Origin of the sequence: Arthrobacter sp. 2YAF22_2 (assembly GCF_052114645.1) — a bacterium.
Classification (GTDB): Bacteria; Actinomycetota; Actinomycetes; order Actinomycetales; family Micrococcaceae; genus Arthrobacter.
Genome location: NZ_JBFRFD010000005.1, coordinates 1 through 21,855, shown reverse-complemented (window position 1 = coordinate 21,855; position 21,855 = coordinate 1). Strand labels below are relative to the sequence as shown.

At 68.3% G+C, this 21,855-nt stretch carries 24 protein-coding genes; 14 read left to right on the top strand and 10 right to left on the bottom strand.

All coding sequences use genetic code 11. The annotated features are described in order from the left end of the window. The first annotated feature begins 2 nt into the window (after positions 1–2). From AB4Y86_RS00665 to AB4Y86_RS00655, 3 genes are read left to right on the top strand one after another with little or no spacing between them, the layout of a single operon-like run. On the top strand, positions 3–623 hold the full coding sequence (locus tag AB4Y86_RS00665) for a winged helix-turn-helix domain-containing protein (protein ID WP_441399435.1): 621 nt from the start codon (positions 3–5) through the stop codon (positions 621–623). A 31-nt stretch (positions 624–654) separates the two neighbouring features. Continuing rightward, a complete protein-coding gene (locus AB4Y86_RS00660; RefSeq protein WP_441399434.1) occupies positions 655–1,257 on the top strand; it encodes a DinB family protein in 603 nt (200 codons plus the stop codon). A gap of 11 nt (positions 1,258–1,268) precedes the next feature. Next, positions 1,269–3,041 carry a sensor domain-containing diguanylate cyclase gene (locus tag AB4Y86_RS00655; protein ID WP_441399437.1) on the top strand — a complete coding sequence of 591 codons (1,773 nt, stop codon included), beginning with the start codon at positions 1,269–1,271 and terminating at the stop codon, positions 3,039–3,041. Positions 3,042–3,061: 20 nt separating this feature from the next. Here the strand turns inward: AB4Y86_RS00655 and AB4Y86_RS00650 are convergent, their stop codons facing one another. Beyond that, a complete protein-coding gene (locus AB4Y86_RS00650; protein ID WP_441399436.1) occupies positions 3,062–4,195 on the bottom strand; it encodes an acyl-CoA dehydrogenase family protein in 1,134 nt (377 codons plus the stop codon). 276 nt (positions 4,196–4,471) lie between these two features. Here AB4Y86_RS00650 and AB4Y86_RS00645 point away from each other — a divergent pair, with 276 nt between their 5' ends. Genes AB4Y86_RS00645 through AB4Y86_RS00630 form a run of 4 tightly spaced genes read left to right on the top strand, consistent with a single transcriptional unit; the run spans position 4,472 to position 7,901 of the window. Further along, positions 4,472–6,220, top strand: a complete 1,749-nt coding sequence (locus AB4Y86_RS00645) for an AMP-binding protein (RefSeq protein ID WP_441399433.1) — start codon at positions 4,472–4,474, stop codon at positions 6,218–6,220. 2 nt (positions 6,221–6,222) lie between these two features. Next, on the top strand, positions 6,223–6,729 hold the full coding sequence (locus tag AB4Y86_RS00640; protein WP_441399432.1) for a MarR family winged helix-turn-helix transcriptional regulator: 507 nt from the start codon (positions 6,223–6,225) through the stop codon (positions 6,727–6,729). Positions 6,730–6,784: 55 nt separating this feature from the next. Continuing rightward, positions 6,785–7,213: a DUF1761 domain-containing protein gene (locus AB4Y86_RS00635; RefSeq protein ID WP_441399431.1), complete on the top strand. Its 429-nt coding sequence runs from the start codon at positions 6,785–6,787 to the stop codon at positions 7,211–7,213. Positions 7,214–7,268: 55 nt separating this feature from the next. Beyond that, a complete protein-coding gene (locus AB4Y86_RS00630) occupies positions 7,269–7,901 on the top strand; it encodes a class I SAM-dependent methyltransferase (RefSeq protein ID WP_441399430.1) in 633 nt (210 codons plus the stop codon). Positions 7,902–7,911: 10 nt separating this feature from the next. On the opposite strand, the gene AB4Y86_RS00625 is transcribed toward AB4Y86_RS00630, so the two are convergent. Continuing rightward, entirely contained in the window at positions 7,912–8,820 is a 909-nt protein-coding gene (locus AB4Y86_RS00625) for a LysR substrate-binding domain-containing protein (protein ID WP_441399429.1), read from the bottom strand. A gap of 105 nt (positions 8,821–8,925) precedes the next feature. On the opposite strand from AB4Y86_RS00625, the gene AB4Y86_RS00620 reads away from it, so the two are divergent. The 3 genes from AB4Y86_RS00620 to AB4Y86_RS00610 are packed head-to-tail and all read left to right on the top strand — an operon-like array spanning position 8,926 to position 11,700. After that, positions 8,926–10,122, top strand: a complete 1,197-nt coding sequence (locus AB4Y86_RS00620) for a cytochrome P450 (RefSeq protein ID WP_441399428.1) — start codon at positions 8,926–8,928, stop codon at positions 10,120–10,122. 14 nt (positions 10,123–10,136) lie between these two features. Next, on the top strand, positions 10,137–10,463 hold the full coding sequence (locus AB4Y86_RS00615) for a 2Fe-2S iron-sulfur cluster-binding protein (RefSeq protein ID WP_441399427.1): 327 nt from the start codon (positions 10,137–10,139) through the stop codon (positions 10,461–10,463). Between the two features lie 4 nt (positions 10,464–10,467). Next, positions 10,468–11,700 carry an NAD(P)/FAD-dependent oxidoreductase gene (locus tag AB4Y86_RS00610; protein ID WP_441399426.1) on the top strand — a complete coding sequence of 411 codons (1,233 nt, stop codon included), beginning with the start codon at positions 10,468–10,470 and terminating at the stop codon, positions 11,698–11,700. 57 nt (positions 11,701–11,757) lie between these two features. On the opposite strand, the gene AB4Y86_RS00605 is transcribed toward AB4Y86_RS00610, so the two are convergent. Genes AB4Y86_RS00605 through AB4Y86_RS00585 form a run of 5 tightly spaced genes read right to left on the bottom strand, consistent with a single transcriptional unit; the run spans position 11,758 to position 16,633 of the window. Then, positions 11,758–12,309 (bottom strand): hypothetical protein, encoded by a 552-nt coding sequence (locus tag AB4Y86_RS00605; RefSeq protein WP_441399425.1) that lies wholly within the window; start codon positions 12,307–12,309, stop codon positions 11,758–11,760. Between the two features lie 11 nt (positions 12,310–12,320). Next, complete coding sequence (locus AB4Y86_RS00600) at positions 12,321–13,097, bottom strand: enoyl-CoA hydratase (protein ID WP_441399424.1); 777 nt, start codon at positions 13,095–13,097, stop codon at positions 12,321–12,323. Then, the gene (gene mmsB, locus AB4Y86_RS00595) at positions 13,094–14,050 is read right to left on the bottom strand and encodes a 3-hydroxyisobutyrate dehydrogenase (RefSeq protein ID WP_441399423.1); all 957 of its coding nucleotides are present in this window, start codon (positions 14,048–14,050) and stop codon (positions 13,094–13,096) included. Before mmsB ends, AB4Y86_RS00600 begins: the two co-directional genes overlap by 4 nt. Beyond that, positions 14,043–15,134: an enoyl-CoA hydratase/isomerase family protein gene (locus tag AB4Y86_RS00590; protein WP_441399422.1), complete on the bottom strand. Its 1,092-nt coding sequence runs from the start codon at positions 15,132–15,134 to the stop codon at positions 14,043–14,045. The genes mmsB and AB4Y86_RS00590 overlap by 8 nt, the downstream gene beginning before the upstream one ends. Then, a complete protein-coding gene (locus tag AB4Y86_RS00585; RefSeq protein ID WP_441399421.1) occupies positions 15,134–16,633 on the bottom strand; it encodes a CoA-acylating methylmalonate-semialdehyde dehydrogenase in 1,500 nt (499 codons plus the stop codon). The genes AB4Y86_RS00590 and AB4Y86_RS00585 overlap by 1 nt, the downstream gene beginning before the upstream one ends. 325 nt (positions 16,634–16,958) lie before the next feature. Here AB4Y86_RS00585 and AB4Y86_RS00580 point away from each other — a divergent pair, with 325 nt between their 5' ends. The 4 genes from AB4Y86_RS00580 (at position 16,959) to AB4Y86_RS00565 (ending at position 19,973) form a co-directional block, all read left to right on the top strand. Then, the gene (locus AB4Y86_RS00580) at positions 16,959–17,105 is read left to right on the top strand and encodes a lmo0937 family membrane protein (RefSeq protein WP_441399420.1); all 147 of its coding nucleotides are present in this window, start codon (positions 16,959–16,961) and stop codon (positions 17,103–17,105) included. A gap of 312 nt (positions 17,106–17,417) precedes the next feature. Then, positions 17,418–18,131: a hypothetical protein gene (locus AB4Y86_RS00575; RefSeq protein WP_441399419.1), complete on the top strand. Its 714-nt coding sequence runs from the start codon at positions 17,418–17,420 to the stop codon at positions 18,129–18,131. A 71-nt stretch (positions 18,132–18,202) separates the two neighbouring features. Continuing rightward, entirely contained in the window at positions 18,203–19,009 is an 807-nt protein-coding gene (locus AB4Y86_RS00570) for an exodeoxyribonuclease III (protein WP_441399418.1), read from the top strand. A 31-nt stretch (positions 19,010–19,040) separates the two neighbouring features. Then, positions 19,041–19,973 (top strand): hypothetical protein, encoded by a 933-nt coding sequence (locus AB4Y86_RS00565; protein WP_441399417.1) that lies wholly within the window; start codon positions 19,041–19,043, stop codon positions 19,971–19,973. A gap of 32 nt (positions 19,974–20,005) precedes the next feature. Here AB4Y86_RS00565 and AB4Y86_RS00560 read toward each other — a convergent pair whose 3' ends face one another. From AB4Y86_RS00560 to AB4Y86_RS00550, 3 genes are all read right to left on the bottom strand, one after another. Continuing rightward, positions 20,006–21,097 carry a LacI family DNA-binding transcriptional regulator gene (locus tag AB4Y86_RS00560; RefSeq protein ID WP_441399416.1) on the bottom strand — a complete coding sequence of 364 codons (1,092 nt, stop codon included), beginning with the start codon at positions 21,095–21,097 and terminating at the stop codon, positions 20,006–20,008. A 119-nt stretch (positions 21,098–21,216) separates the two neighbouring features. Continuing rightward, positions 21,217–21,471, bottom strand: coding sequence for a hypothetical protein (locus tag AB4Y86_RS00555; RefSeq protein ID WP_441399415.1), 255 nt, complete (start codon positions 21,469–21,471; stop codon positions 21,217–21,219). A gap of 10 nt (positions 21,472–21,481) precedes the next feature. Beyond that, positions 21,482–21,855 (bottom strand): carbohydrate ABC transporter permease (locus tag AB4Y86_RS00550; protein ID WP_441399414.1); only part of this gene is annotated, 374 nt, incomplete at its 5' end.

The following is a 21,855-nucleotide window of genomic DNA, read 5'->3' as shown; positions in this document are numbered from 1 at the left end:
GCATCACGCTCAAGGCCCACGGCTACGACGTGACGACCGCGGCGGACGGCCGTTCCGCCCTGCTGACGGCATCCCAGCGCCCCTTGGCGCTGATCATCCTGGACCTAGGGCTGCCCGACATCGACGGCACCACGGTCCTTCGCGAACTCCGCACCTGGAGCCGGGTACCGGTGCTGGTGTTGTCCGCCCGTCACGGTTCCGAAGACAAAGTCGAGGCCCTCGATGCCGGCGCCGACGACTACATCACGAAGCCGTTCGGGCTGGACGAGCTGCTGGCCCGGCTGCGGGCACTTCTGCGCCGCAGTGTTGACCCGGATCCCGAACCGGTGGTCACAACAGATGAGTTCACCGTGGACCTCGGCAAGCACCGCGTCACGCGCGACGGCGAGGACGTCCGCCTGACCCCGACCGAGTGGAACATCCTGGCGGTGCTGGTCCGGAACCCGGAGAAGCTCATCACCCAGCAGCAGCTGCTCTCCGAGGTGTGGGGCCCGGCCTACGCCAAAGAAACCAATTATCTCCGCGTGTACATGGCGCAGCTGCGCCGCAAGCTCGAGCCGGACACCGGCAATCCACGGCACCTGCTCACCGAAGCCGGGATCGGCTACCGCTTCCTGCCTTGAGCCGACCCCGGCGGTGGGTAGGATGCCGGGCATGAATGAGAAGGAAATTCTGCACCGCTACCTGCGCCTCCGCCGGACAGAACTGCTGGCCAAGCTCGACGGCCTGGACGAATACAACGTCCGCCGGCCGCTGACGCCCACCGGAACCAACCTGCTGGGCCTGATCAAGCATGTGGCCAGCGTAGAGATCGGCTACTTCGGCGAAGTGTTCGGCCGGCCCCACGGCCAGCCGCTGCCCTGGCTCGAAAACGACGCCGAACCGGATGCCGACCTGTGGGTCACCCCGGACGAGACCCGGGACCAGATCGTGGCACTACACCGCACCGCGGCCGCCCTCAGCGACGCCACCATCGACGCGCTTCCGCTCGACGCCGAAGGCGCGGTACCCTGGTGGCCGGCGGAGCGCCGCCGGGTCACCCTGCAGCAGATCCTCGTTCACATGTGCGTCGAAACGGCCCAGCATCTGGGCCATGCGGACATCCTGCGCGAGCTCATCGACGGGACAGCCGGGAAGGGCCCCGGCGACCCAAACCTGACGCCGCGTACGGCCGAGGATTGGGCTGCGCACCGGGCAAGGATCGAGGCGGCTGCCCGGGCGGCTTCCCCGGTTTCCCGTCCGGCGTCGCCACAATAGATACTGTGGCAATGAATATTCACGGCGCTCTGGCCCGGGAGAACGCACCGCGGCCGTCGCTGCCCGAGGTACCGGCCCAGCTGCGGGCCGTGCTCAACGGCTTCCCGGCGATGGTGGGCTACTGGGACTCCGATCTGCGCAACCGCCTGGCTAACGACGCCTACCGTGAGTGGTTTGGGGTCACCGCAGAGGAACTGCACGGCATCCACCTTCGCGACCTGCTCAGCGACGCCGTGTACGAGGCGAACTACCCCCACATCTCCAAGGCACTCGACGGCGAGCCGCAGTTCTTCAAGCGCACGCTCACGAACGCCGCCGGAGTCACGCGGTTCGCTGAGGTCTCCTACATGCCGGACGTTCCCGAAGGCGGGGACGGCGGGAACGGCGGGGTTCAGGGGTTCTTCGTGATGGTCACCGACATCACGGAGCGGGTGCTGGCCGAACGACGGCAGCAACGCGATACAGACCGCTACCGGGCGCTGGCCCGCAGCGTCCCGGGCGTCTTTGTCCTGCTCTTCGATTCAGAGCTGCGCTATTTGATCGCCGAAGGCCAAGAGCTGGAATCCTTCGGCTACCGTTCCGCCGAGCTGGAAGGACGGCGCATCCACGACGTGCTCGACGGCGCGCTGGCGAACGAGCTGGAACCCCGCTACCGAGCCGCGCTGTCCGGCCGGGAGGTCTCCTGGAGCCGGCGGATCGGACCCCGGACCTACCAGCTGAAGGCCGGCCCGGTTTACTCCGACGACGACGCAACCGCCGGCATGGTGGTGGCGGTCGACGTCACCGACCGGCTCCAGCAGGAACAGACGTGGGCTGCGCTGCACGAGATCGCCACCGCCGTCGCCCGCAACGCCGCCCCTGCGGCCATTTCGGAGCAAGTTGCTTCGATCGTGAGGGACCTCTTCCACGTGGATTCGGCCGCCGTCGTCCGTTTCACCGGGGCGCTCTCAGCGGAAATCGTGGCGATGGCACCCGCCCTGCCGCCCACCCTGAGCCGCGCCCATGTTTTCGCACGCACAGACAGCTCGGCCACCGTCCGCGTCGCGGTCACCGGGAAGCCCGCGCTGGTGGTCTACGGAACGGAAGGCGGACCCGCTGCCGAGCAGATGCGGGCCGGCGGTTTCAAGTCCGCGGCGGGCGCCCCCATCCGGGTGCACGGCAGCCTGTGGGGCGTGGTAACCCTGACCTCGAAGTCCACCACAGGCGTCACCGAGGCCATGCTGGAACGCCTGGCCCAGTTCGCCGAACTCGTGGAAATCGCCATCGGCAACACGGAGGCCCGCGCCAGCCTGGAACTGCAGGCCATCACCGACCAGCTCACCGGCCTGCCCAACCGGCGCGCCCTCGAGCAGCACCTCTCACACGAGATCGAACTGGCGGTTTCCCGCGGAACCAGCCTGAGCGCCGTCGTCCTGGACGTCGACCACTTCAAGAGGGTCAATGACACCTTCGGTCACCTCACTGGCGATATGGTGCTGGCCGACGTCGCGGCACGGCTCCGCGGCGTCGCCCGGCAGGACGAGATCGTCGCCCGCTTCGGCGGCGAGGAATTCGTCTGGCTGCTGCCCGGAACCGACGGCGCAGAGGCCCTGCTCGCCGCGGAACGGGCCCGCGCCGCCATCGAGGCAGAGCCGTACGGCGACGTCGGCTCGCTCACGGTCTCGGCCGGCGTCTGCGAACTCCGCGACGCCGGCAGCCACAGCCTCCTGGCCYGCGCGGACCGGGCGCTGTATGCGGCCAAGCACGCCGGCCGGAACCGCAGCGAGCGCTACGCGGCAGGCTAACTGCCAGCGGCCGACGCTGACTAAACGAAGGCGGACTTCCCGGTCACGGCCCGGGCCACGATCAACGAGTTGATCTCGTAGCTACCCTCGTAGGTGTAGAGGATTTCGGCGTCGCCGAAGAGCTTGCCCATCTCGTAGTCGGTGCTGATCCCGTTGCCGCCCAACAGCGAGCGCCCCATCGCGACGGAGGCCCGAGCCAGCCGGGTGGTGGTGGACTTCGCCATGGCGGCTTGGACCATCTCGAGCTTGCCCTCCTGCTGGATCCGCGCCAGCTGCGCCATCAGCGACAGCGAGGCGCTGGCGTTGCCCAGGATTTCGGCGAGCTGCTGCTGGACTAGCTGGAAGCGGGCCAGCTCCTTGCCAAACTGCCGCCGTTCCAGCGCGTAAGCCCGGGCGACGTCGAACGCGGCCAGCTGAATCCCGGCGCCCTGCCAGCCGACCCAGGCCCGGGAGTCGCGCAGCAGGTCGTTGGCGCGCGAAAACGACGTGGCGCCAGGCAGCAGGTTGGCTGCCGGGATCCGGACCTCGTCCAGGACGATGTCCGCGTTCTGCATGATCCGCAGCCCGATCTTGTTCTCGATCTTGGTCGCGGTGTAGCCGGGCCGGTCCGTCTCCACAATGAAGCCCTTGATCTGCTGGTCCGCGACGTCGCGGGCCCAGACCAGCGCGAAGTCTGCGATGGTGCCGGCGCCGATCCAGCGCTTGGCCCCGGTGATGACCCATTCGCCGTTCTCCAGCCGCGCGGTGGTGGACAGTCCCCCGGCGATGTCCGAGCCGTGCTCCGGCTCGGTCAGGGCGAAGGCGCCAAGCTGGGTGAACGCGCAGAGTCCCGGGAGCCAGCGGGCCTTTTGCTCCTCCGAACCGAGCTCGTCGATCATCCCGACGATCAACTCGTTGTGGATCCCCACCAGGGCCGAGAGCGAGACGTCGGCGCGGGCCACCTCGACATACATGAGGCCTTTGAAGAGCTTGGACGTGCCGTCCGTCTGCAGCCCGCCCAGACCGTACTCGCCCAGCTCCCCGAGCAGGCCGAAGGGGAATTCCTCGCGGTTCCAGTAGTCGATCGACGCCGCCCGGATCCGGGTCTGCAGGAACTCCCGGATCTCCTGGTACCGGGCCCGCTCAGCCGCGGGCAGCAGGTCCACGATGTACATCAGGTCCGCGTCCGGGAACGGCGGCGCCGCCGGCACAGGTGCCAAAATTTCCTCGTCGCCGCCGCGGTCTGCCACAGCCTCGCTGGCGGTCTGACCGACGGCACTTCCTTGTGTCTGCACGGGCACGCATCCCTTCGTAATGTGCCGCGCCTGGGCAGCAACATCGACTCTTCCAAACCCTTGGATGTCCTAGTATATTGCACAGTGATATGGATCACTAGGCCAGTGGCGGCCGCTCCGCACCGCCTGGCTGCTACCGGCTGCGAAGGGTGCACCATGACCGTCACTGAGGAATTCCGCGCCGCGAGGGACCGGCTGCTGGCTCTCCGCGAGGACTACGCCGCCGCCCGCCAGGAATTCGAATGGCCCCGGTTCCGGGAGTTCAACTTTGCCCTGGACTGGTTCGACCAGATCGCGGCGGACCCCGCCAAGGCCGACCGGCCGGCCCTGGTGATCGTCGAGCAGGACGGCACCGCCACGCGGCGCAGCTTCGCGGACCTTTCGGCGCGCTCCGGGCAGGTGGCCAACTGGCTCCGCAGCAACGGCGTGCGGCGCGGGGACCGGATGATCATCATGCTCGGCAACCAGGTGGAGCTGTGGGAACTGATGCTGGCCGGCATCAAGCTGGGGATCGTGATGATCCCCACCACCACCCTGATGGGTCCGGCGGACCTGCAGGACCGGGTGGAACGCGGCGGGGCCAACTGGGCCGCCGTCGGGAGCGACAACATTGCCAAGTTTGCCGGCGTCCCGGGCGACTACACGCTGATCGAGATCACCGACGCCGGACCCGGCGCCGGCGGCCGCGGGGGCACGGACTCCGGCGCGCTGCAGTACACCGAGGCGGCGGACGCCCCGTACGACTTCACCCCGGACGCACCGACCCTGGCCGACGAGACCCTGCTGCTGTACTTCACCTCGGGGACCACGTCCAAGGCCAAGCTCGTGGAGCACACCCACACCTCCTACCCGGTGGGCCACCTGTCCACGATGTTCTGGATCGGGATGGAACCCGGCGATGTGCACCTCAACGTAGCCTCCCCGGGGTGGGCCAAACACGCCTGGTCCAACGTATTCACGCCCTGGATCGCCGAGGCCTGCGTGTTCATCTACAACTACGAACGCTTCGACGCCAAGGCGCTCATGGAGCAGATGGACCGCGAACGGGTCACGAGCTTCTGCGCCCCGCCGACCGTCTGGCGGATGCTGATTCAGGCCGACCTGACCCTGCTGAAGAACCCGCCCACCAAGGTGGTCTCGGCCGGCGAGCCGCTCAACGCGGAGGTGATCGACCAGGTCAACCGTGCCTGGGGCCAGACCATCCGGGACGGGTTCGGCCAGACCGAAACCACCGTGCAGATCGCCAACACCCCCGGCCAGCCGATCAAGATCGGCGCCATGGGCAAACCCCTGCCCGGCTACGACGTCGTCCTCGTCGATCCCGCCACCGGCGAGGAGGCCGACGACGGCGAGCTCTGCCTGCGCCTGGACCCGCGGCCCGTCGGGCTGATGAAGGCCTACTACGGGGACCCGGAAAAGACCGCGGAGGCCTTCCGCGACGGGTACTACCACACCGGGGACATGGCCAGCCGGGACGAACGCGGCATCATCACCTATGTGGGCCGCGGCGACGACGTCTTCAAGTCCTCCGACTACCGGCTCTCCCCGTTCGAACTGGAAAGCGTTCTTATCGAGCACCCGGCGGTGGCCGAGGCCGCCGTCGTCCCGTCGCCGGACCCGCTCAAGCTGTCGGTACCCAAGGCCTTTGTGGTCCTGGCCGCCGGTCACGAGCCCGGCCCGGAGCTGGCCGAGGACATCCTGCGCTATTGCCGCGAGCATCTGGCCCCGTTCAAACGGATCCGCCGGCTCGAGTTCGCCGAGCTGCCCAAGACCATTTCCGGCAAGATCCGGCGGGTGGAATTGCGGCACAACGAAGAGCTCCGCCACGGGTCCCGCGGCGTGCCGGAGGGGCTGGGCATCGAGTACTCGGAAGCCGACTTCCCCGGGCTGAAAGGCCAGGGGTAGGCATGGGAGCCCCGCTGCCGCGCGATCCGATCGCCGACGCCCAGCGGAACTGGGAACGGCACGGCTGGGCCGACGTCGCCGCCCCGATGGCGGCCATCACGGCCGTGATGCGGACCCAGCAGATCCTGCTGGCCCGGATCGAGACGGCGCTCAAGCCGTTCGGACTGACCTTCGCACGCTATGAACTGCTGGCCCTGCTCAGCTTCGCCCGCAGCGGCGCGTTGCCGATGAACAAGGCGAGCGCGTTGCTCCAGGTGCACCCCACCTCGGTGACAAATGCCGTGGACCGGTTGCAGGATGCCGGGCTGGTGATCCGGTCACCGCATCCCACCGACGGGCGGACCACGCTGATCGAGCTCACATCGGAGGGCCGCACGCTCGCCAAGCGGGCGACGGCGGTGCTCAACTCGGAGGTATTCGGCCGGTCCGGTTTCGAGGAGCCAGACGTGGACCAGCTGATCCGTATCCTGGGCAACTTCCGGCGCAATGCCGGGGACTTCAGCGGCTAAGCCTTACACTGCGAGTGCGGGCCATCTGCGGGACGGCCCGGACACGAGGAGAACAATGATTCCGGAGATCAACCTCTGGGCCGTCTTGCTGGCCACGCTCTCCAGCATGGTGGTCGGGTCCCTCTGGTACACGCCCAGGGTGTTCGGCAACTACTGGATGCGCGTCGCCAAGGTCACGCCCAGCGGGGACGCCAAGGACGCAGTCAAACCCATCCTCGTCACGCTGGTGGTCAGCTTCGTCAGCGCCTGGGTGCTGTCCGGTGCCGCCGCCATCTCGCAGCACTTCTACGGCGGAAACTTCCTGGCCAACACCCTGCTCACCGCCCTGATCCTGTGGGCCGGGTTCACCGCCGCCCGCTTCATCACGCACGACGCGTTCGAGGGCCGCCCCGCCGGACTGACGGTCCTGAACTGCGCCCATGAGCTCGTGACCCTGATGGTGATGGCGCTGATCATCGGCCTGTTCGGGATCAGTGCCGCCTGATGTCCTGACCCGGCGGGTCCAGCCACCCCACCCGCGCCGCCCAAAGGAGGACCTGATGGATTTTGACGAAGCGTTCTGGGACGAACGGTACCGCGAGCACGGCGAGCACCAAGCCGTGTGGAGCGGGCAGCCCAACGCCCAGCTGGTGGCCGAGGCCGCCGACCTCGCGCCCGGATCCGTACTGGATGTCGGTGCCGGGGAAGGCGCGGATGCCGTCTGGCTCGCCCGCCATGGCTGGCGGGTCACGGCAGTGGACATCTCGTCAGTGGCCCTGGCGCGGGCGGCGGCCGCCGTCGACGATGAGCCGGAAACGGCAGCGCGGATCAGCTGGCTGCATCTGGACCTGGTTGCCGCTCAGCCGCCGGAGGGCCCGTTTGACCTGGTCTCGGCCCAGTACCTGCACCTGCCGGCTGCCCAGCGGGACCCGGTGTACCGCGGGCTCGCCGGGTCGGTGGCCGTTGGCGGGACGCTGCTGATCGTGGGCCACCACCCCTCGGACCTGGAAACCAGCGTGCGTCGGCCCTCAGCCCCCGGGCTCCTGTTCACCGCCGAGCAGATCGCGGCGGAACTGGATCCGCGTGACTGGGAGATCCTCACGTGCACTTCCCGGCCTCGGGCCACCAGCGACGCCGACGGCGCCCAGGTCACGGTCCAGGACTCCGTGCTCCGGGCCCGGCGCCGAGCCTGACGCCGGCGCCCTACCCGCCGGCGCCCCAGGGCAGGCCGGAGGCGTACTCGACCATGGCCTGGGCGCGGTCCGTCAGGCGTACGGCCTGCGGCCAGATAATCTGCACGGACAGCGGCCTGACCGCCGGGGTCAGGGGTCTGGCCACCAGGGCCCGTCCCTCATAGCTCGTGTCGACCGCCGGATGCTGGACGAGCAGGGAATACCCCAGGCCCCGCCCCACCAGTGAGCGGGTGACTTCGAAGTCGGTGGTGCGGTAGCGGATATTTGGCTCCGCCCCGACCCGCTCAAACAGGGAGAGGCTGTGGTGGCTGCTGGGCGGCGCATCGAGCAGCACCATCGGTTCGGGAGCCAGATCGTGCAGCGAGACTTCGGACTGGGCCGCCAGCCGGTGCGCCGCCGGCAGCAGCGCGTAGGCAGACGTCTTGTACAGCTCCACCGCGCCCAGCGCCGGGGGCAGATCCGTGTCATAGACGACGGCCAAGTCCAGTTCGCCGTCGGACAGGCGGTCCAGAAGCCCGTTCTGTGTCCCCTCCACGGACTCGAGCCGCACCTTCGGGTGGGCGGCCGTGAACCCGTCCAACAGCGGCGGCAGGACCGTCGGCGCCAGGGTCAGGTAGCAACCAATGACCAGCGGACCGGCCAGCTCCGTGCCTCCGCTGGCAGCGCTGAGCTCCAGCTCCTCGGCGTCGGACAGCAACAGCACCGCGCGCGCATAAAGATGCTTCCCGGCGGGCGTCAACGTCACCCCGTGGGCCTTCCGGCGGACCATGAGCTGGACCTTGAAGATCCGTTCGAGCTCCGTCACCGCCGCGGACACCGCGCCCTGCGAGAGATGCAGCTTCAAGGCCGCAGCCGAAATTGTGCCGGTATCAGCCACGGCAACAAAGTGCGCCAGCTGCCGGAGGGTGTACCGCGCCATGCCATTCCTCAATATTTCTAGGGATATTGGTGATTTTTATGAACTTTACCAATGGTTATGGGGTGTGACACATTGGGGGAAATCCATCCCTGACAGGAGTCAACGATGACCCTCGTGACAACAGTGGCACAGCCGGTCCCGGTAGCGGACTGGGTCACCATTGCCGACCTCCACAAGGACCCGTTCCCCATTTATCGGAGGATGCGGGAAGAAGCGCCCGTGCACTGGGTGCCGGCAGTCGGCCGCTACATGGTGACCAGCTACGAGTCCTGCCACCTGATCGAAAACGACCAGGAAACGTTTTCGGCCGATGAGACCGGCTCGCTGATGAAACGCGCCATGGGACACTCCATGCTGCGCAAGGACGACCCGGAGCACGACGTGGACCGCAAGTCCTACGGTTCCGTGCTGCGCCCCAAGGCCATCAAGGAGACCTGGACGGGGATCTTCGAAAAGAACAGCGCGACCTTCCTCGACCGGCTGCGGGCCGCGGGCCCGGGCGCGGACCTGATCAGCGAATACGCAGCGCCCTACGCCGCCGAAAATCTGCGTCTGATCATGGGGTTCCACAATGCCAGCCAGGAGGACATGCAGCGCTGGTCCCAGACCATGATCAACGGCACCGGCAACTACGCGGACGACCCGGACGTCTGGGCAGCGTCGCAGAAGTCCTACGACGAGGTGGACGACGCCATCGAGGAAATCCTGCCGTACCTGCTCAAGAATCCGGACGGCAGYCTGCTGTCCGGCCTGGCCGCGATGCCGATTCCGCTGGAAGCCATCCGGGCCAACATGAAAATGACCATCGGCGGCGGCCTGAACGAGCCGCGCGACGTGATCGGCGTCGCGGCCTGGGCGCTGATGGAAAACCCGTCCCAGCTGGACCAGGTCAAAGCCGACCCGGCGCTGTTCGCCGTCGCGTTTGAGGAAGCCGTCCGCTGGGTCGCCCCGATCGGCATGTATCCCCGCGAGACCACCAAGGAGACTGTGCTGGAAGGCATCCAGCTGCCGCAGGGCGCGCGGCTCGGCGTCGTCATCGGCGCGGCGAACCGGGACCCGAAGGTCTTCACCGACCCGGAGTCCTTTGACATCAACCGCGAGAAGAAGCCGCACCTGGCGTTCGGGGGCGGCAACCATTTCTGTGCCGGCACCTGGGTGGCCCGGGCATCGGTCGCCGGGGTGGCCCTCCCCCGGCTCTTCGGCGGCCTGCCGAACCTCCGTCTGGACCCCGAGCAGGCAGCGGTCGACGCCGGCTGGGTCTTCCGCGGCATGACGTCCCTTCCCGTGACCTGGGACAAGTAGAAAGAATCCACATCATGACCAAGATCAGCTTCCACCACGCCGGCGGCGCCGTCGACGTCCTCGACGTGGACCCCGGCACCTCCATCATGCGGGCCGCCGTCACCAACGGCGTGGCAGGCATCGTCGGTGAGTGCGGCGGGCAGGCCATGTGCGCCACCTGCCACGTGTACGTCCGCCCGGAATACCTCGCGGACCTGCCAGCCATCAGCGACGACGAGGAAGAAATGCTGGACTGCACGGCCGACCCCCGCGACGCGGCCCGAAGCCGCCTCGGCTGCCAGGTCATCCTCGGCAACGGCCTCGACGACGTCGAAGTCGATGTGCCCGGCAGCCAGGTCTGAAGCCATGGACAACATCGTCATCGTCGGCAACGGCCAGGCCGGCATCCAACTGGTCGATTCCCTGCGCGCCGAGGGCTACACCGGCCGGATCACCGTCATCGGCGAGGAAGCCCACTTCCCCTATCAGCGCCCGCCGCTGTCCAAGGACTACATGTCCGAGGCCAAGAACCCGCTGCCGCTCCCGTTGCGGGCGGAGCAGTTCTTCGCCGGGAACGACGTCGACTCCCGCCTGGGTGTTCGGGTCACCGCCGTCGACCGGGAGCGCCGCACGGCAACGCTCAACAACGGATCGCGGCTGGTGTATTCCAAGCTGGTCCTCGCCACCGGGGCCGCCAACCGTGAACTCAGCGTTCCCGGCAGCGGCCTGGCCGGTATCCACGGGCTGCGGACGCTCTCCGACGCCGAAGCTGTCCACGCCCGGCTGGCCGCAGCGCGCTCCGTCGTCGTGATCGGCGCCGGATTCATCGGCCTGGAATTCGCGGCGGCGGCCCGGCAGCGCGGCATTGACGTGACGGTGCTCGAGTTTGCGGACCGGCCCATGGGCCGCGCGCTGTCCCCGGCCATGTCGGGCTATTTCGCCGAAGCCCACGAGCGGATGGGCGTAAAGCTTCGCTTCGGTGAAGGCATTGCCTCCTTCGAGGGGCGGGACGGGCACGTGCGGGCCGCCGTCAGCACCACCGGGGACGCTTACCCCGCCGACCTGGTCCTGGTCGGTATCGGCGTCACCCCGAGGACGGAACTGGCCGCGGCCGCCGGACTGCCGGTCGAGAACGGGATCATCGTGGACAGCGCCCTGCGCACCCCGGACCCGGACATCTTCGCGCTCGGGGACTGCGCCAGCTACCCCAGCCGCCATGCCGGCGCCCGCACCCGTCTGGAGTCCGTGCAGAACGCAACGGATCAGGCCCGGCACCTGGCCCGGTCCATCCTGGGAAGCAGCGAGAGCTACGCCGGGTTGCCCTGGTTCTGGTCCCAGCAGGGCCCGCTGAAGCTGCAGATTGCCGGCTTGGGCCAGCACGCGGACGAGACGGTGCTCCGCGGGGATCCGGCCTCTGGCAAGTTCTCCATTTTTTGCTACCGGAACGGCGAGCTTGCAGCCGTCGAGTCCGTCAACCACCCGGCGGACCACATGGCGGCCCGGCGGCTGCTAAGCCAGGGCCGTTCGCTCCGGCAGGCGGACGCGGCGGACCCCTGGTTCGACTTCAAGACCCATTCCCGCGAAGTTGCGGTGGCGTAGGACAGGGCGCTCACTTTGCGCCCGTGTTTGCCCGGCGCCGAGCCTGACGCCGGCGCCCTACCCGCCGGCGGCCAGCCGCTCCCGCAGTCCGGCCGCGAGTCCGGCGATGGTCAGGAGATCGAACAGGCCGCCGCCGCTTTCAACGAGACGACGGCGCTTGACCCCGGCCAGCCGGAGACGGAGGTGCACCCGTGTCCCGGCCGCCCGGGGCGACGGACGCAGCACGATTGCCCAGCTGATGGCGAGTGCACCCCGCTGCGAGCGGTGCACCAGGGCCTTCGGCGGATCCACAGCTACGATCTCGAAGGTGGCCTGCCGGCCGCCCCAGTCGGCAATGACGTCTCCGGCGCTGAGGTCCTGAAGTGTCGGGTCAATGGTCCGGAGCGCCCGGCGCGTGGCTGGAATGAGGGCTTCCGCCCAGCGGGGCAGGTACCACCCGGACCGTTCCTTACCCAGCTGGACGATCCACGGCCAGACGGCGCCGGGCGGGGCCGGCAGATCGAACCCGCGGTCCATCACCACATCCGCGATGGGGACCAGCTCGTCACCGGGAAGCCGGGCGCCGAGCTCCTCCGGCGATGCCGCGACCCCAAGGAGGCCGGTGCCCATGACTGCCCGCCTTAGCGGTGGGTGAAGTCGGGCTGCCGTTTTTCGCTGAACGCGGCCATGCCTTCCTTCTGGTCCTCGGTGGCGAAGAGCGAGTGGAACACCCTGCGCTCGAACAGCACACCCTGCGCCAGGCCGGTTTCGAAGGCGGCGTTGACCGCCTCCTTGGCGACCATGGCCACCGGCTTGGACTTGCCGGCGATCACCTCGGCGGCCTTCACGGCTTCCTCGACGACGTCGGCGGCCGGGACCACGCGGGACACCAGTCCGGCCCGTTCGGCTTCCGCGGCGTCCATGAAGCGGCCGGTGAGGATCATGTCCATCGCCTTGGCCTTGCCCACCGCGCGGGTGAGTCGCTGCGAGCCCCCCATCCCCGGAAGCACGCCGAGGTTGATTTCCGGCTGGCCGAACTTGGCGTTGTCCCCCGCGATGATGAAGTCGCACATCATCGCGAGTTCGCAGCCGCCGCCGAGGGCGAAGCCGGAGACCGCCGCGACCACCGGAATGCGCAGCCGGGTGAAGTCTTCCCAGCCGCGGAACCAGTCCGCTGCGTACATCTCCATGTAGCCCTTGGACTGCATCTCCTTGATGTCGGCGCCGGCGGCGAAGGCCTTGGCGGATCCGGTCACCACGACGGCGCCGACCTCCGGGTCCGTGTCCATGGCCGTCACGGCGGCCACCAGTTCGTCCATGGTGGCCTTGTTCAGGGCGTTCAGCGCCTGGGGCCGGTTGAGCGTAACAAGGCCCACCCGGCCGCGGCGCTCCACCAGAATGTTTGTGTAGTCGTTCATGCCTGTCCCCTCGGCTGATGGTCGGATTTGTCCCGGATGTCGGTAATGATGCCGGAAAAGTCGCGGCCGGCACCGCCTTCCGCGGCAAAGCTATCGTAAATTTCGGAGGCGAGCGGCCCCAGTCGGGCGGCGACCCCGGTGCTTTCGAGGGCGTTGAGCGCCAGCTTCAGGTCCTTGGCCATCAGCGCCCCGGCGAAGCCCGGCTGGTAGTCGCGGTTGGCGGGGCTGGTGGGAACCGGTCCGGGAACGGGGCAGTTGGTGGTCAGCGCCCAACACTGTCCGGAAGCGGCCGAGGCGACGTCGAACAGCGCCTGGTGCGTCAACCCGAGCTTCTCGCCGAGCACGAAGGCCTCGCTGACGGCGATCATCGAGACGCCGAGGATCATATTGTTGCAAATCTTTGCGGCCTGACCGGCGCCGTGCTCGCCGCAGTGGACCACGCGTTTTCCCATCACTTCCAGCATCGGCCTGACTGCTTCGAAGTCCTCGGCCAGTGCGCCAACCATGAAGGTCAGGGTTCCCGCTTCGGCTCCGACCACGCCGCCGGAGACCGGCGCGTCCACTGCCCGGTGGCCGGCGTCGACCGCCAGCGCGGCGGCCTCGCGGGCCTCGTCCACGTTGATGGTGGAGCAATCCAGGAACATGGTCCCGGGCGCGGCGGTGGCGAGCAGTCCCTGTTGGCCCGGCTGGTTGGGGTCGCCGCGGTACGCGTCCAGCAGGTGTTTACCGCTGGGCAGCATGGTCAGCACTACGGCGGCGCCCGTGACGGCCTCGGCGGCGGTGTCCGCGGTGGCGATTCCGTGGGCGCGGGCGGCCTCCAGCGCGGCGGGCACCACGTCGTAGCCGGTCACGGTGTAGCCGGCCTTGACCAGGTTGACGGCCATCGGGCCGCCCATGTGGCCCAGGCCCAGGAAGGCGATGGTGCGGGCGTCAGCCGCTCCTGTTTCAGACATTGTCGCGCTCCTTCGAAAGTTTCAGTTCGCGGTCGCCCAGCGGCGCGAAGTAGGCCTCGACGTCGTCGTTGCTGACCTCGGCGAGACTGGCCGGGACCCAGTGCGGGGTGCGGTCCTTGTCCACCACCTGGGCGCGGATGCCCTCGCGGAAATCGGGGCCGGCGAGGAAGCGCAGGCCCACCCGGTACTCCTGTTCCAGGGCTTCGCCCAGGGTGAGTCCGCGGACCCGGCGCAGCGAGGCCAGCGCCACCTTCACCGCGGTCGGGGACTTGGTCTCGATGGTGTCCGCGACACCGACGGCCTCACCGCCCACGGTCCGCAGCCGGTCCACGATCTCCCCGGCATCGTCGGACGCGTAGCAGGCGTCAATCCACTCCTGCTGCGCGGCAAGCACCGACGGCGGCGCCGTTCCGGCGAACCGTGCGACGGCGGCCTCCGCCGGTTCGGTCTCCAGCACTGTTGCGAGTTCCCCGAGACGAGCGGAGGGCACAAAGGTGTCGGCGAGCCCCAGGAACAAGGCGTCCGCCCCGCTCAAATGGGCTCCTGTCAGGGCCGCGTGGGTGCCGGTCTCCCCCGGCGAGCGGGACAGCAGCAGCGTCCCGCCGACGTCGGGCACGAAGCCGATGGTGGTTTCGGGCATGCCCATCCGGGTCCGCTCGGTGACGATCCGGACCGAGCCGTGCGCGGAGATGCCCACGCCGCCGCCCAGGACTAGCCCGTCCATGAAGGCCACGTAGGGCTTGGGGTACTCCGAGATCAACAGGTTCAGACGGTACTCGACGGCCCAGAAGTCCGCCGAGGCGTCGCCGCCGTCGAGCATGTCCTGGTAGATGGCCACGATGTCGCCGCCCGCGCAGAGGCCCCGGTCGCCGGCGCCGCGGACCAGCAGGGTGGCGACGGCGTCGTCGTCGGCCCAACGGGTGAGCTGGTCCAGCATCGCCGCGGCCATGCCCGCGGTTAGCGCATTGACGGCCTTGGGCCGGTTGAGCGTGGCGATGCCGAGCCGGCCGCGGCGTTCGAACAGGACCTCCGCGGTCCCGCGCGAGGTCTCCTCGGCGGTTGTTTCGGAGGCCCGGTCCGCCATCAGCTGCCTTCCGGCATCACGAAGCTGGCGCCTTGGCGGATGCCGGAAGGCCAGCGGCTGGTGACCGTCTTGGTCTTGGTGTAGAAGCGGAAGGCGTCGGCCCCGTGCTGGTTAAGGTCGCCGAAGCCGGAGGCCTTCCAGCCGCCGAAGGTGTAGTACGCGATCGGCACCGGGATCGGGACATTGATGCCCACCATGCCCACCTGGACCCGGCTGGCGAAGTCGCGGGCGGCATCGCCGTCGCGGGTGAAGATGGCCACGCCGTTGCCGAACTCGTGTTCGCTGCAGAGCCGGAGGGCTTCGTCGTAGTCTTCGGCGCGGAGCACGCTCAGGACCGGGCCGAAGATCTCCTCCTTGTAGATCTTCATGTCCTTGGTGACATTGTCGAACAGCGTGGGGCCCACCCAGAAGCCGCCGTCGTAGCCCTCCACCTGCAGGCCGCGGCCGTCCGTCACGAGGCTGGCGCCTTCTTCGACGCCGGAGGCGATGTAGCCCTCGATGCGCTCCTTGGCGGAGGCTGCCACGACCGGTCCGAAGTCCGAATCCTTGGCCAAGCTGTGGCCGACCTTGAGCCCGGCGATCCGGTCCTGCAGCTTCGCCACGAGGGCGTCCGCGGTCCGCTGGCCGACCGGGACGGCCACCGAGATGGCCATGCAGCGTTCGCCGGCGGAGCCGAAGCCGGCGCCGATCAGGGCATCCGCGGCCATGTCCAGGTCCGCGTCCGGCATGATTACCATGTGGTTCTTGGCGCCGCCGAAGCACTGGGCGCGCTTGCCGTGTGCGGCGGCGGTTGCGTAGATGTACTGCGCGATCGGGGTGGAGCCGACGAAGCCGATGGCCTGGACGCGGGGGTCCTCCAGCAGCGCGTCCACGGCCTCCTTATCGCCGTTGACCACGTTGAACACCCCGTCCGGAAGGCCGGCTTCAGTGAACAGCTCGGCCAGGCGCAGCGGCACCGAGGGGTCGCGCTCGGAGGGCTTGAGAATGAACGAGTTGCCAGCGGCCAGAGCCGGGCCGGACTTCCAGAGCGGAATCATGGCCGGGAAGTTGAACGGCGTGATGCCGGCGACGACGCCGAGCGGCTGCCGCATCGAGTGGACATCGACTCCGGTTCCGGCGTTGTCGGAGAACTCACCCTTGAGCAGGTGCGGGGCGCCGGCGGCGAACTCCACTACTTCGATGCCGCGCTGGATGTCACCCTTGGCGTCCAGGAAGGTCTTGCCGTGCTCGGAGGACAGCAGGGTGGCAAGTTCGTCCATGTTCTGGTTGACCAGATCCACAAATTTGAGCAGGATCCGGCCGCGGCGCTGCGGGTTCATGGCGGCCCATTCCAACTGGCCCTTCTCCGCGTTGGCGACGACGTTGCGGACTTCCTCGGCGCTGGCCAGCGGAAGGCGGGCCTGGACCTCGCCGGTGCAGGGGTCATAGACATCGCTGAAGCGCCCGGAGGTGCCCTCCACGTGCTGTCCGCCGACGTAATGGGAAAGCTCACGAACCATGATGGAATGCTCCTTTGCATGTGACCTAGATCATCTGCACCCGAATATACTCGGACTTCCTACTAAATTCCAGAGCGGCCCGGCGCCGCGGGCGGCCCCCGCGGATCACCGGCAGGGCGTCACCGGCCCGTGACCCTTGGCACACATAAGCGACTCTGCCACTCACAACGTCTGCGGGGCGGCTGGCGAACCGGCCGGTGGCTATCGCTTCGGGTTTTTCCATTTCCAAGAACCCGATCCTGACATAGGGTGAAGCGCACCACACGCAACGCGGGTGTGGCGCAGAATCAGCACTTCCATCCGCAGACAAACAAGGGAGACTCTCATGTTGCTTTGGATAGCCATCATCATTGCTGTTCTCTGGCTTCTCGGCTTGATCGGCGGCATCGGTGGCGGGTTCATTCACCTGCTCTTGGTTATCGCCGTCGTGGTCCTGATCTTCCACTTCCTTCGAGGCAGGTCCCGCGCGTAAACAACGGCACAACGCGAGCCTCGCGGACGCCGCGGCCACTGCCTGGCGGGCCCCGTGCCGCGGCCCGCACCTACGGGCAGCGGTCGGCGTGGCGGCGTCTGAATTCGAGTATCTGCTACTCGTGCCCGGCCCGTAGCAGCCGCCATAAAATGGCTATGGTTCTCAAGCTACCGGTTGTCGACACGGGCCCTCCCTGCTCAACCGGTACTGAGAACCGCCACGTTGTGAGGTGGTTGCTATGCCTGCTTTAGTTGCCAACAGGTGCGGGTCCCGGGTTGGCATCCGCGCCGGCTGCCGCGTGGGGGCCGTGCGATGAAGAAGAAGCTCCTCGCACCCGCGATCCTTGTAATAGGGTTGGCCGTCGTGGGTCTCTCCACTGCGCCGGCTGCGCTGGCAGCCTCACCGGCCCCGTCGCYGGCGGCGCCGAATCCGTCCGTCAAGGTCATCGACTCGACCAGCGCCATTGGTAACCCCGCGTGGTTTGCCAGCGCCTACGCCGCCGGTTTCAGGCTCTACGTCATGCATTCAACCGCCTGGGGCACCTGCACTCCTTGGGGCAACACGCCGGCCCAGCTCGGGATGGCCCTCGCCGCCGGCCTCAAGATCGCCGTCTACACCAGGGATCCGGGGTGCTGGCAGGGCGGAATCAGYGCGGCCGGTCCGTACCAGTCCCAGCTACAGTTCTTTGCCCTCGATGTGGAGCCAGGCGGCCCGGTGGTCACCCAGGCCATGATCGACGGCGTCACATCGATGGGGGTCCGGCCGGTCATCTACACGGGATCCGCGATGTGGCCGCAGATGACCAACGGCAGCACGGCATTCGCCCACATCCCGCTCTGGGACACCCACGCCGGCAACATCGACTACAACCAATGGGACGCCGACTACCTCTCCCCGGCCCCGGTGGGATACGGAGGCTGGAACACCCCCACCACCATGCGGGTGGGGGTCCAGCAAAAGCTGGAGCACAGCTTCGCAGGGGTTGCGGTCGATCTGAGTTCCTTCAACGCTTCCTTCCTCAAGTAGGCGACCGGGCGCGGGCCGTGCGCGCCCGCCGTCGGCTCCCCCGCCGGGCCAAGTTCGGTAAGTTAGGACTTGTGAAGATTGCTACCTGGAATGTGAACTCGCTCCGTGCCCGTGCCGACCGCGTTGAGGCCTGGCTTCAACGCACCGACTGTGACGTCCTGGCCATCCAGGAAACCAAATGCAAGGACGACAATTTTCCGTGGGAGCTGTTCGAGCGCATGGGCTACGAGGTCGCCCATTTCGGCCTGAGCCAGTGGAACGGGGTGGCCATCGCCTCTCGGGTGGGGCTCGACAACGTCGAACGCGCCTTCATGAACCAGCCCGCCTTCGGCAAGGGCGGCAGGGACGAGGTCCAGGAAGCCCGCGCGATCGGCGCAAGCTGCGGCGGGATCCGGGTCTGGAGCCTGTACGTGCCCAATGGCCGGGCGCTCGATGACGAGCACATGCCTTACAAGCTCAGCTGGCTGGACTCCCTCCGCTCCCACGCCGAGGGCTGGGTCCAGGCAGACCCCGACGCGCAGATCGCGCTGATGGGCGACTGGAATATCGCCCCGAGGGACGAGGACGTCTGGGACATCGACTACTTCCGCACCGCGGGCCTGACCCACGTCAGCGAACCGGAACGCGCGGCCTTCCACGCCTTCGAAGCCGCCGGATTTGCCGACGTCGTCCGCCCGTACACGCCGGGACCCGGGGTGTATACCTACTGGGACTACACCCAGTTGCGCTTCCCGAAGAAGGAAGGGATGCGGATCGACTTCGCACTAGCCTCCCCCGCGCTGGCCGCCAGGGTGACGGGCGCATCGATTGACCGCGAGGAGCGCAAGGGTAAGGGCGCCTCGGACCACGCCCCGGTGATCGTGGAGTTGGCCGACTGATGGACGCCCGCCGGGGAAGCGCAGGCCAGCGATGACGGGGAACCTTTACCGCGGCCAGGCCGGACTGCCGTTTTCCTCGACGCTGCGGGTCTATGAGCCACTGGAGGCCTTCCCCGCCGAGCAGCAGGAGAGCCTGCGGGCCGCCGGCGCCCGCTCCGAGTCCCGCGCCGCCGTGGAGAACGCCGAGCTGCTCGCCTCGCTGGGCCGGATCACCCGCCCGGGCGGGGATCCATTCCCCACCGGCCACACCGACCTGGTCCGGGTGCTGGCCGTCAGCGGTTCCGACGCCGGCGCGGCCGGCACCGGGAACTCCAGCCCCGAAAGCGCTGGCACCGAAGACTCCGGTTCCGACCGCAAGGTGCTGCCGGCCAGGCTGCTCTACTGCCCCAGCCAGCTGGTGCTCCGGGCCGGGCTGGCCGCCAACGCCTTGATGGAGGGCATCCACGGCCCGCTCGCCCAGCTGTTGATCCCCGAGGAACAGCGCGACCGGCACCAGGAACGCATCGACCAGGTGAAGGCCCGCGAGGGTACCCGCCGCGTCCACACCCGCGCGTCCACCTGGGGGATCCCGTTCAGCTGGTTCTGCCTCTTCCAGGAATCTGATCCCACGGATGTGGTGGAGGCCGGCGGCCGGATCGTCACCGTGCGCATCCGGTCAACCATCCGCGCCGCCCTGAACCGGGTCAGGCACGGCGTCGCCCACCTGGCCCTCGCCGCCCCGGACCTTGACATGCTGGAGGACCTGACCCAGCTCACCGAATGGCTCGAACTCTTCCACACCGACTCGGTGGTGGAGCTGGACTACGGAGCGGTGGCGGACAAGGTCTACCCCGACGACTCACCGATGGACGTGCGGCTGGGAATCGAATGCCTCGCCGAGGGCGACATGACCGGCGCGGCCGCCGCCTACCGGCGGCTGGCCTCCCGCTGGATCCCGATCCGGCAGCTCGCCCGCGCCTCCTGAGTCCGTGCGCCTGAAGCCGCGACGCCGGGACCTTAGGTCCGGCGCAGGCCCGATACCGGCGCGAGCGGTTCCGCGAGCCGCGGGGCCGCCGTCGTACGCCGTACGATCAACCGGTGCGGGGCCACGGCGGAACGCACCGCCCCGGCGATTCCGTCGAGTTCATCGAGCAGCATCTTGGTGCCGAGCTCGGCCTGCTCGTCCGGGCGTTGCCCGACCGTGGTGAGCCCGACGGCGGCTGCGAACTCGTGGTCATCGATCCCCACCACCGAGAGCTCCTCCGGAATCCGGACCCCCGCCCGGCGGGCCTCGAATAGCACCCCCATGGCCATCTCATCGGAGGCGCAGAAGATCGCGGTGGGCTTCGGACCGGGCAGGTCCCAGAGTCGCTGGAACGCGTCCTGCCCGCTTTGGACGGTGAAGTCCCCCCACTGGTCCCACTCCGGCCGGACGTCCAGCGCGGCCTGGGCCATCACGTCCTGGAAGGCCTTGATCCGCACCCGCGGAACATCGAAGTTCAGGTCCGTCTCGTCGTCGCCGTGCAGCAGCGCGATGTCCCGGTGGCCCAGGTCGATGAGGTGGCGCACCGCGGTGGAGGCGGCGGCGTAGTCGTCGATCCCGATGTAGGCGCACCCTTCGACGTGGCCGCCGACCACGACCAGCGGGATGTCAATCTTATGCAGGTGCTCCAGTTCCTCACGGGTCAAGGCCATGCAGAGGACCAGGAGCGCGTCGATCTGCTTGTAAACCATGGTCTTGCTGAACAGCCGCTCGCGGTGGCTGCCGTGGCCGCCCAAATTGAACAGCGACAGGTTGTATTGGCGTCCGTGCAGTTCCCGGTCCGCGCCTTCGATGGCCTTGGAGAAGAACCAGCGGCTGACGAAGGGCGCCAGCACCCCGATGGTCCGGGTACGGCCGGTGGCCAGCCCGGAGGCCGAGGACGAGGCCACGTACCCGAGGTCGGCCGCGATTTCGAGGATTTTCTCCCGGGTGGCGGGTGAAACCCGCGGCAGCCCTCGCACCGCCCGGGAAACGGTGGCGGTGGAGACGCCCGCGGCGGTCGCCACGTCCTCGATGCTGACGCCGGAATGGCCTCCGCGTTGCGCCCTGTCAGTTGTCCGTGCCACCATGTCCCCTTGTCGGCCGGCCGTAGCAACACGGCCGGCGTGCCGCCCCCGCAGCGCCGCTTCATCCTACAATCGACCGGACCCGGCACCGCACTTCGTGACGCGCTGCTGACGCGCCGCTACCGCCGCCTGGTGGCAGTCCGCCCTGGCAGACGACGGCGGAGCCGGACCATGCCGTAGAGGGCCAGCAGGGTCACAAGCAGCCCGAGGGCCCAGCCGACAGCCGGCTGCGCGGTGATTTCCATCCAGACGGTGACCGCCAGCAGGACCAGCGCCCAGAATCCGAGGAACCCGATAATGATGTCGAAATCCTCGCCCGAGCGCACCCTGCGATGCGGCCTGCGGACCTCGCCCCGGTTCTGTCCTGCTGCCATCACGGAGCCGTCACTTCACGGCGCCGGCCGTCAGGCCTGCGACGATCTTGCGCTGGAAGACCAGCACCAGGATGACCAGTGGAATGGTCACGATGGTTCCGGCCGCCATGATCGCCGTGTACGGGATCTGGTTGGGCTGTGCGCCCGCGAAGCTCGCGATCGCAACGGTGACCGGCTGGGTCTTATCGGACGAGAGCTGGCTGGCGATCAGGAACTCGTTCCACGAGGAGATGAACGCCAGGATGGCGGTGGTGAAGATAGCCGGAGCCGCGAGCGGCATGATCACCTTCCGGAAGGCCTGGCCCTGGGTGCAGCCGTCCACCCTGGCCGATTCCTCGAGCTCCCACGGCATTTCGCGGAAGAACGACGTCATGGTGTAGACGG